The organism is Enhygromyxa salina (genome assembly GCF_002994615.1).
GTDB classification, from domain to species: Bacteria; Myxococcota_A; Polyangia; order Nannocystales; family Nannocystaceae; genus Plesiocystis; species Plesiocystis salina_A.
Genome location: NZ_PVNK01000097.1, coordinates 25,008 through 34,448, shown reverse-complemented (window position 1 = coordinate 34,448; position 9,441 = coordinate 25,008). Strand labels below are relative to the sequence as shown.

Genomic DNA, 9,441 nt, shown 5'->3' with positions numbered 1-9,441 from the left:
GGGCTTGAAGGCGCCGGGGGGCTCGACCGCGCTGGGGGGCCTGAACGCGGCCGGAGGCATCAGGCTGTCTGGCGCAGCGAACACGCTCGGGGTCGCCGGGCTCGGCGCTTCGGTCGGGCTCGCTGGCGCTGCAGCGGGGACGGGCGCCGCCGCGGGCTTGCTCGCTGCCTGGCCGCTGCGCATGCGCTCGAGCACGCCCTCGAGCGTGTGGCCTGCGGTCTCGCACAGCTCGCGGGCCGCCTCGGTCTCCTCGGCGGTGAAGGGATCGCCGCTGCGGTCGACGTAGAGCATCAGGACCGGTCGGCTGTGGACCGTGACCGGCAAAAACAGGCACGGGACGGCCATCTCCTGGCCGACCGCGATCCGCAGATCGAGGTCGGTCACGCGCTCGAGGACCTCATGACCTTCGACGGCGGCCTCGATCTTGGGGCTGAGCTCGACGAGCTGATCGTTGGCTTCCTGGAGCTCGCTGGGGCTCGCGAGCCCGCGCAGGCCCTCGCGCTTGACCCCGAACAACGCGACCCGAGGGCTGAGCACCATGGCCGCGCGGACCAGCGCCTCCGTCGCCTCGTCGCGGCCCGAGGCGGCCTCGAGGGCCTGGCGTGGTCGGGAGAGGCGCTCTTGCAGCGAGGCGCTGGCGCGCGGCTGAACGCCGCGGTTGGCTGCTGGGCGCGGGGTCGGGACGTCCTCGGGGTCGGCTTCGGGCTCTGGCTCTGGCTCTGGCTCTGGCTCTGGCTCTGGCTCTGGCTGCGGCTCGGGCTCTGGCTGCGGCTCTGGCTGCGGCTCTGGCTGCGGCTCGGGCTCGGGATCTGGCTCCGCCTCGGGCTGCGGATCCGGCTCCGCCTCGAGCGGAAGGTCGTCGTCGTCGTCTTCGACCGGGAGGCCGTAGAGGAAGGTTGGCAGGCGCTTGACCGGTTCGCTCGAAGGCTCGGACCCCGGCGGCTGCGACGTGGGCTCTCGCCGGACGGGGACCGGGCCGGAGCCGGGGGCTGCGAACACCGGTCGCCCGCGGAAGGTGTCCCCGGTTCGGGCCCCCGGCGGCTCGTCGGACGGCGGCGGGACCGTGTAGGGGGCGGTGTCGGTCGACGCGCTCATCCATGGCGCGGCGGGGGCCTCGGGCTCGCGCGCCTCGGGCTCGGGCTCGGGCTCGTCGCGCTGGAGCGCCTGTGTCCACTTGAGCGCCAGCACGGCGTAGCGCTGTGGCATGACCGACCCCCGACGTTCGGCGGCGAGCTTGGCCAGGCAGGCCTCGCAGGTCACGAAGACCTGGAGGTGGTCGACCGCGCGCTCGAGCTGGCGGCGCTGCTCGGCGGGGATCTCGGGGTGGATCGCGACCTGGATGTGGCCCATGTAGCGGCGCAGGGGCATGGCCCAGCCGAGGTCGAGCAAGGGCTTGGGCAGGGCGCTCCACGGCCGCTCGGGGCCGGGCTCGAGCAGCGCGACGGGGACCACGTCGCACTCGTTGGCCGCCGCGATCGCCTGGCTCAGCGTCGGCGCGTCGATCGCACCGAGCTCGAGCAAGACGGTGTCGAGCGAGCCGCCGTAGATCTGCTGGCGGCGCATGACCGACTGCAGCACGTCCTCGTCGACGAGCCCCGACGCCCGGAGATGTTGAACCAACTGCGTCATGTGGACCTCACGACGTAGGTGCCCGCGACGAGGTCGTGGACGGCTCGGCGCTCGCTGTCGAAGGCGACCCAGAGCGGGCCGAGGGCCGCGGCGAGGGTCCCGACGAGCTGGGTGAGGGTTCGGAGACCGACGATCGGGACGCTCGGGGCGCGACCATGGCGATCGATGACGTGGATCGAGAGCAGCCGCTGGCCGAGGGTGCGGCCGGCCCAAGCCACGCTGATCATGAAGTACGCGCTCGCGAGGACCAGGACCGGGCCCGCGCGCAGCAGCAGGGCGCTGAAGTCGGTCGCGAACAGGCTCAGGGCGAGGTCGAGGCCGCGCGCGCCGGGGGCGAGGGGCAGGGGGTCGACGAGCCGGTGCAGGCCCCAGGCGATCGGGCCGGCGGTCAGGGCGAGGAACGCCAGGTCGACGAGGCCGGCGAGCGCCTGGCGCCAGAACCCGGCGACCTCGACCGGCGCGAGCGCCCGCTCGCAGTGTGGGCAGGTTGGAGCGGCCGAGGCTGCGAGCTCGCGCTCGATCTCCGCGTCGCAGTGCGGGCACGGCATCGGGCGGCGGCGGATCGGCACGCGCTTCGTCGGAGCGCTCTCGCGCTCGGTCGGTGGCTGCGCTGCGCTCACGCTACTTCCTCTTGGTGTCCTCGGGGATCACGATCTGACGGACCGGCGGTCGTCCGCAGGACGGCCGCGGGGGGATCTAATACCAGGTCCGGGCGAGCATGGCGATGACTGCGGTGGGGGTTCGCAGGACCCACGGACCAAGGGTTGCGGGGCTGAAACCTGCTGCGCGGGCGGCCTCGACCTCGCTCGGGGTGAGGCCGCCCTCGGGCCCGATGAGCAGCCGCACTCCCCTCGCCATGGGCCCCGGGTCCTCAGCGGCAGGCTCTCCGTACACGCCGGGCAGCTCGGAGCGATGCGCGAGGGCGTCGCGTAGGGTCCAGGGCTTGTCCGGCGACGCGCCGAGCAGCTCGGGCGGCGCGGGGCGTCCACACTGGCGCATCGCCGCTCGCAGGACCCGCTCGATCCGTGCGCGCGAGGGGAGGTGGCCCTGGCTACGTTCGCAGCGGACGAAGACCACCTCGCTGGCTCCGAGCTCGCTCGCGCCGGTCAGGGCCTCGAGGGTGGCGGCGGCATCGGGGAGCCCGAGCAGGATGACTCGGGGGTCGGGTGGGGTGCTCGGGCTGCGGGCGGGGCCGACCTCGACCCGCGCGCGCCGACCCCGAGCGACCAGCGTCGCCGTCCACACGCCGCCGCGCCCGTCGAGGAGCTCGAAGCGGCCGCCAGGATCGACGCGGCGGACCTTGACCAGGTAGCGGGACTCGTCTTCGTCGAGCTCGAGCTCCTGGCCCTCGCCCGGGCTGTCGGCGTCGGCGGGCAAGAAAGCGCGGACGCTCACACCGCGGTCTCCGGGCCGTCGTCGGGGCGGCGCATGACCAGCGCGCACCAGCCCTCCTCGCTCACGCGCGCGAGCAGCTCTAGCTCGGCGTAGGCCGCGAGGACCTCGTCGCCCTCCTCGTCGAGGATGCCGGACAGCAGGACCGTGCCGCCGGGCGCGAGCGCGGCGACGATCGTCGGCGCGGCCGGGATCAGCACCTTCGGGCGAATGTTGGCGAACACCAGCTCGGCCGGCCCGATCGCGGCGGCCTGCGCCGACAGGCTCAGCTCGCGAAATTCGAGCCCTGCCCGGTCTGCGAGGGCGTTGGCCTCGGCGTTCTCGCGCGCCGTCGCGACGGCCTCGGGGTCGTGATCGGCGAGGGTCAGGCGCTCGATCTCCGGCCAGATCTTCAGGCTCGCGAGCCCGAGGATGCCCGAGCCGCAGCCGAGGTCGAGCACGCGTCGGGGGATCTGCGCGGCGGGTTCGCGGGCGGCGATCTCGACCAGCGCCTGGAGGCACAGGCTCGTGCTCTCGTGGAGGCCGGTTCCAAACGCGCGGCCGGGATCGAGGATCAGCTCGCAGCTGGGATCGTCGGCCTCGCGCGGGATCCAGCTCGGCCGGATCATCAGCCGCCGGGCGTCCGCCGTCGGGCCGGAGCGAAAGTAGAGCGATCGATAGTGTCGCTTCCACGCGTCTCGCCAGTCGTCGCCGCTGTGATCGTGGGCGTCGAGGACGACCTCGAGGGCGATCGCTTGGGCCAGCTCCTCCGTCGCGCGCACGACCGCCCCGCGATTGACCGGCGTGGTGTAGATGACCAGCTCCGGGCGCTCGACCGCGACGAAGTCCGGGCCCTCGGCGATCGACGCGGGGTCACGGGTCTCGACGCCGCCGATGTCGTCGCGATTCGCGAGCAGGCCGGCGAGCCCGTCGAGGCGCTCGAGCGCGTAGTCGTCCCGGGCGCCCTGTTTCAAGGCCACTCGCACCGTGCTCCAAGCCTCGTGTTCGCTCATTGATCCCCCCGCAGGTCGCGCTGGTCAGATTTCACCATGGTTGTATTTTTCCTTGGACAATGAAAGGCCGGATGGTAATTCCGAGCTTGAGCCAGGAGTTGCGCATGTCGGTGTCCTACAGTGGTGTGAAGGTGTTTTCTGCGACCAAGGCCCGCGATCGCGAGTCGCTTGGCGAACGCATCACCGAGTGGCTCGACGCCAACTCCCAGACCCTCGAGATCGTCGACACGGTCGTCACGCAGAGCTCCGACCGCGAGTTCCACTGCCTCACGATCACGCTGTTCTATCGACGTCGTTGAGGCGGCGTCGCTGAGGCGGCGTCGTTGAGGCGGCGTCGTTGAGGCGGCGTCGCTGAGGGCGCTCGCGTCAGCTGAGGGCGCTCGCGTCAGCTGAGAGCGATCGCGTCAGCTGAGGGCGCTCGCGTCAGCTGAGATCGATCGCGGCCCGAAGCCCGCCCCTGGGTCGAGGAGCGAGGCCCAGGCCTGCGGGGCTCATCCCGACCCACCGAGCGAGCTCGGTGGGTCGAGTCAAACGGGCTGCTAGTCGCGGGCGAGGCCGGCCCGGATGAACTCGCGGTTGAGCAGAGCGATCGCGTCGACGCTGATGCTCTTGGGGCACGAGGCCGAGCACTCGCCGTGGTTCGTGCACGAGCCGAAGCCCTCGGCGTCCATCGCGGCGACGAGCTTGCGCGCCCGGTGCTTGCGCTCGACCTTGCCCTGCGGGAGCAGGGAGAGGTGGGCGACCTTCGAGGCCACGAACAGCATCGAGGAGGCGTTGGGGCACGCGGCCACGCACGCGCCGCAGCCGATGCACGCGGCGTAGTCGAAGGCCTCGTCGAGCTCGCGCTTGCCGATCGGGATCGTGTTGGCGTCGGGCGCCGAGCCGGTCCCAACCGAGACGTAGCCCCCCGCTTGCTGGATGCGATCGAAGGCGCTGCGATCGACGACCAGATCCTTGATGATCGGGAAGGCCGACGCCCGCCACGGCTCGATCGTGATCTCGGCCCCGTCATGGTACTCCCGCATGTGCAGCTGGCAGGTCGTCGTGCCTGCGCGAGGCCCGTGGGGGTGGCCATCGATGACCATCGAGCAGGCCCCGCAGATGCCCTCGCGGCAGTCATGGTCGAAGGCGACCGGGTCCTTGCCGGCCACGAGCAGCTGCTCGTTGAGCACGTCGAGCATCTCGAGGAAGGACATGTGCGGGTCGGCCTCGACCCGGTGGTCTTCGAAGAAACCGGCCTGGTCGGGGCCGGGTTGGCGCCAAATCTTGAGCTTGATGTCCATCGCTACTTGTAGCTCCGCGTGGTCAGCTTGACGTTCTCGAACTCGAGGTGCTCCGTGTGGAGCTTGGGCTTGATCCCGACGCCCTGATACTCCCACACGGCGCCGTGGGCGAAGTCTTCGTCGTTGCGCACAGCCTCGCCCTCCTCGGTCTGGTGCTCTTCGCGGAAGTGACCCCCGCACGACTCGTCACGGTAGAGCGCGTCGTGACACATGATCTCGGCGAACTCGAGGAAGTCGGCGACGCGCCCGGCCTTCTCGAGCCAGGGGTTGAGCTCGTCGGCGCCGCCGGGCACGTAGGCCTGGCGCCAGAACTGCTCGCGGAGATCGGGGATCTTGGCGAGGGCCTGTTCGAGCCCGCTGGCGCTGCGGGCCATGCCGCAGTGCTCCCACATGATCTTGCCGAGCTTGCGGTGGAAGTAGTCGACGCTCTTGCGCTCGGCGCCGGCCTTGGTCGACTTGGCGCCGATGTCGAGCAGCTTGCGCTGGCGCTCGCGGACCTCGGCCTCGGCCCGGGCGAAGGCCGGGTGCTCGGTGCTGAGCTCGCCCTGGTACTGGGTCGCGATGTAGTGGCCGATCGTGTAGGGGATCACGAAGTAGCCGTCGGCGAGGCCCTGCATCAGGGCCGAGGCGCCGAGGCGGTTGGCGCCGTGATCGGAGAAGTTGGCCTCACCGAGGACGTGGAGCCCGGGGATCGAGCTCATGAGGTTGTAGTCGACCCACAGCCCGCCCATCGTGTAGTGCGCGGCCGGGTAGATGCGCATCGGGGTCTGGTACGGGTTGTCGCCCGTGATCCGCTCGTACATCTCGAACAGGTTGCCGTAGCGGTCGGCGATCGCCTTTTGGCCGTCGCGGCCGATCGCTTCGGCGAAGTCGAGGTACACGGCCTCGCCGCTCTTGCTGATGCTGTAGCCGGCGTCGCAGACCTTCTTGGCTGCGCGCGAGGCCACGTCGCGGGGCACGAGGTTGCCGAAGCTCGGGTAGCGCTCCTCGAGGTAGTAGTAGCGGTCCTCCTCGGGGATCGACTTGGCCGGCTTGCCGATGTCGGCCTTGTTGCGCGGGACCCACACCCGGCCGTCGTTGCGCAGCGACTCGGACATCAAGGTGAGCTTGGACTGGTAGTCGCCGCTGACCGGGATGCAGGTCGGGTGGATCTGCGTGAAGCAGGGGTTGGCGAACCCGGCCCCGCGCTTGTAGGCCCGGTAGGTCGCGGTGACGTTGCAGGTCTTGGCGTTGGTCGAGAGGCAAAAGACGTTGGCGTAGCCGCCGGTCGCGAGCAGCACGGCGTCGGCGGCGAAGCGCCGGATCTCACCGGTGACCAGATCGCGCGTGATGATGCCCCGCGCGTGGCCGTCGACGACGACGAGATCGAGCATCTCGGTCCGCGGGTGCATCTTGATCTTGCCCCGGTCGATCTGCCGGTTGAGCGCAGAGTATGCGCCGAGCAGCAGCTGCTGGCCGGTCTGGCCCCGGGCGTAGAACGTGCGGGACACCTGCGCGCCGCCGAAGGAGCGGTTGGCGAGGGCGCCGCCGTACTCCCGGGCGAAGGGCACGCCCTGGGCGACGCACTGATCGATGATGTTCACCGACACCTGCGCGAGGCGATAGACGTTGGCCTCGCGCGAGCGGTAGTCGCCGCCCTTGATCGTGTCGTAGAACAGGCGATAGACGCTGTCGCCGTCGTTTTGATAGTTCTTGGCCGCGTTGATGCCGCCCTGCGCCGCGATGCTGTGAGCCCGGCGCGGACTATCTTGAAAGCAAAAGCACTCGATGTCGTAGCCGAGCTCGGCGAGCGAGGCCGCCGCCGAGGCCCCGGCGAGGCCGGACCCAACGATGATCAGCTTGTGGTCGCGCTTGTTCGACGGGTTGACCAGCTTGAGCTCGAAGCGGGCCTTGTCCCACTTGTCTTTGAGCGAGCCTGAGGGAATTTTCGCGTCGAGATCCATATTTAGTTCCCTCCGATGAAGCCGGCCCACACGGCCAGGGGCATCGAGATGTTGCCGAGGCCAACGATCACACCGAAGGCCGGGCCGAGGACCTCGAAGGGCAGCTTCCAGCGGCCGACGGCGATGCCGGCGGTCTTGAAAGTCGAGGTCACGCCGTGGGACAGGTGCGCCGCGAGGGCGATGTTGGCGACGATGTAGGTGATTGCGATCGACGGCTGCTGGAAGCTGGCGATGACGTGGGTGTAGAGGTCGCGGCGCGTGGACGCCTCCGTGACCTGCTGCAGCGCGTAGTAGTCGACGCCCTCGAAGCTGCCGTGGACCACGCCCATCGTGAAGTGGGCGATGTGATAGATGATGAACAGCAGCAGCACGACGCCGAGCTCCATCATGTACATGGCCGCGAGCGAAGTCCGGCGCTGCTCGAGCTTGGCGTAGCGCTCGGGCCGGGCCTGCTGGTTGCGCTTGGTCAGCACGACCGCGGTCAGCACGTGGAGTCCGAGAATCGTGAGTAGCCCGGCGCGGGCGACCCATTTGAAAGCGCCGAGGCCCTGCAGGAGCTCGGCGTAGTCGTTGTAGGTGTCGCGCCCGAGAAATACCTGCAGGTTCCCAGCCATGTGAAACAGGACGAAGCCCGCGCCGCCCAGACCCGTGAGGGCCATGACGATCTTGAGGGACAGCGTCGATGTCAGGGCGTTGACCAGCCGGTCGAAGGGGGCGCTCGCTTGTTTGGAGCTGCTCATCGTGACCTTCCTCGCTGCGGGCCGGCCCGCGCCAGGCCACGCGCACGCGGGTTACCCTATTTTTGTGTTTGCTGCCAACCGTCGCGTGCTCGCGCGCTTGCGCGGTCGCTCAGCGGGCGCTCAGCGCTCGCCCGAACGGCCACCCAAGCGCCAACCCAAGCGCCAACCCAAGCGCCAACCCAACCGCCAATTCAGTGGATTGTCGGCTTGTCGGAGGGGACCCAGCTGAGCTCGAAGTGGCCGAGCATGCAGGGGTCGTCGGGAGTGAGGCGGACGACGGAGTGGCTCGGGCCCTCGCTCTGACCGGAGGGGCGCACGCCGTTGGTGCTCGCGAGATCGTAGACCAGCAGCGAGCTCGGGCCCTCTTCCGTGACCAGGGCGTGGACGCGAGACAGGTTGCGGCCCTGGCCCGCGAGCGAGCAGCGATCGCTGTAGCGGCCGATCAACAGGCCGCGCTGGAGCTGCTCGCTGTCGACCTCGAGCTCGCGGACCTGGCCGGACTCGTCGCGTCGTCGGCCGCGGCTGGTCGAGCGCCCGCGCGTGCCCTTGGTCGAGCGCAGCCGCAGGAGCCCGCGGGGCTCGGGCCGGACCTCGACATCGATCGGACGGTAGCCGCCGATCTCGGCCACGCCCGGCTCGGCCATCGCCGAGATCGCCAGGCGGTGACCGGCGCCCGAGGTGTCGAGCCCGGTCAGCTTGCGGAAGGATTCGGCGTCTTCGCCGGCGAGAATGTTTTGCCCGGCCGCCCCCCCGGGCAGCACGAACAGCGAAGTTCTGCCGAACGCGAGGGCGACCTGGCCGTGAGCCGAGAAGCCCGGGACGCGCTTGCCGTCGGCCAGCAACACGCCCGCGCGACCCCCGAGGTCGTAGCCGCGAAAGCGCATCGGGCCCTGGCCGGGCCAGCCGGTCAGGAGCAGGTGACGCAGGCTCACGCGGCTGTCGCCGGGGATCGCCAACGCGCAGCGGTTGTGGCGACCGATGACGACCGCGTGGGGCAAGTCCTTGGGTCGCTCGACGACGCGCTGCGCGACCGGGAAACCATTTTGATCGGTCGCAACGATGACCGCGTCGCCCTCTTTGACGCCCGCGACCAACGCAGTGAGGATCGGCCGCGCCCGCGAAAAACAAGACGCCAGCGCCATCTGATCCTCGGCCCGTTCGTCGGCGCCTGGATGAGGCTGCGGTCCGCTGTCTTCGATCATCGACACCCGGCCGAAGCGTATGGGAGAGCCGGGAGGTTTTCCACGTCTGCACGGTCTGCGATCCAACGACCAGTGGGAAAAGCGGCCACGGTGGCGGTGTTGGCCAAATTCAGGGCTCGAGCCTCGCTCTTGCTTTGACCCTGGTCACGGGGGTAGCGCGGGGGGCGCCCGGCCACGGATCGCTGTCCCTGGCCAATTTCATGGAGTTTGGACCGCCCGAAGCGGTCGCGGGGCCGGTGGTTGCCGGCGCCTCGAGTCGC

The 9,441-nt window shown here is 70.2% G+C and carries 8 protein-coding genes and 1 pseudogene; 1 reads left to right on the top strand and 8 read right to left on the bottom strand.

Annotated features, from left to right (window positions below; all coding sequences use genetic code 11):
* The 4 genes and pseudogenes from ENSA5_RS37290 to ENSA5_RS08955 all read right to left on the bottom strand — a co-directional run.
* Positions 1-1,629 (bottom strand): annotated as a pseudogene (locus ENSA5_RS37290) (hypothetical protein); the annotation flags it as partial.
* Positions 1,626-2,249 (bottom strand): RDD family protein, encoded by a 624-nt coding sequence (locus ENSA5_RS08965; protein ID WP_106391217.1) that lies wholly within the window; start codon positions 2,247-2,249, stop codon positions 1,626-1,628. The pseudogene ENSA5_RS37290 and the gene ENSA5_RS08965, both read right to left, overlap by 4 nt.
* Positions 2,250-2,325: 76 nt before the next feature.
* Positions 2,326-3,024 (bottom strand): 16S rRNA (uracil(1498)-N(3))-methyltransferase, encoded by a 699-nt coding sequence (locus tag ENSA5_RS08960; protein ID WP_181197546.1) that lies wholly within the window; start codon positions 3,022-3,024, stop codon positions 2,326-2,328.
* Complete coding sequence (locus ENSA5_RS08955) at positions 3,021-3,980, bottom strand: 50S ribosomal protein L11 methyltransferase (protein WP_181197545.1); 960 nt, start codon at positions 3,978-3,980, stop codon at positions 3,021-3,023. Before ENSA5_RS08955 ends, ENSA5_RS08960 begins: the two co-directional genes overlap by 4 nt.
* A 137-nt stretch (positions 3,981-4,117) precedes the next feature.
* Between ENSA5_RS08955 and ENSA5_RS08950 the strand changes: the two genes are divergently transcribed.
* Entirely contained in the window at positions 4,118-4,312 is a 195-nt protein-coding gene (locus ENSA5_RS08950; RefSeq protein ID WP_106391215.1) for a hypothetical protein, read from the top strand.
* A 240-nt stretch (positions 4,313-4,552) separates the two neighbouring features.
* Here ENSA5_RS08950 and ENSA5_RS08945 read toward each other — a convergent pair whose 3' ends face one another.
* From ENSA5_RS08945 to ENSA5_RS08930, 4 genes are all read right to left on the bottom strand, one after another.
* Positions 4,553-5,296 (bottom strand): succinate dehydrogenase/fumarate reductase iron-sulfur subunit, encoded by a 744-nt coding sequence (locus ENSA5_RS08945; protein ID WP_106391214.1) that lies wholly within the window; start codon positions 5,294-5,296, stop codon positions 4,553-4,555.
* 2 nt (positions 5,297-5,298) lie between these two features.
* Positions 5,299-7,239, bottom strand: coding sequence for a fumarate reductase/succinate dehydrogenase flavoprotein subunit (locus tag ENSA5_RS08940; RefSeq protein WP_106391213.1), 1,941 nt, complete (start codon positions 7,237-7,239; stop codon positions 5,299-5,301).
* A 2-nt stretch (positions 7,240-7,241) separates the two neighbouring features.
* A complete protein-coding gene (locus ENSA5_RS08935; protein WP_106391212.1) occupies positions 7,242-7,979 on the bottom strand; it encodes a succinate dehydrogenase cytochrome b subunit in 738 nt (245 codons plus the stop codon).
* A gap of 191 nt (positions 7,980-8,170) precedes the next feature.
* Complete coding sequence (locus ENSA5_RS08930; RefSeq protein WP_373422431.1) at positions 8,171-9,181, bottom strand: FHA domain-containing protein; 1,011 nt, start codon at positions 9,179-9,181, stop codon at positions 8,171-8,173.
* Positions 9,182-9,441 lie beyond the last annotated feature (260 nt).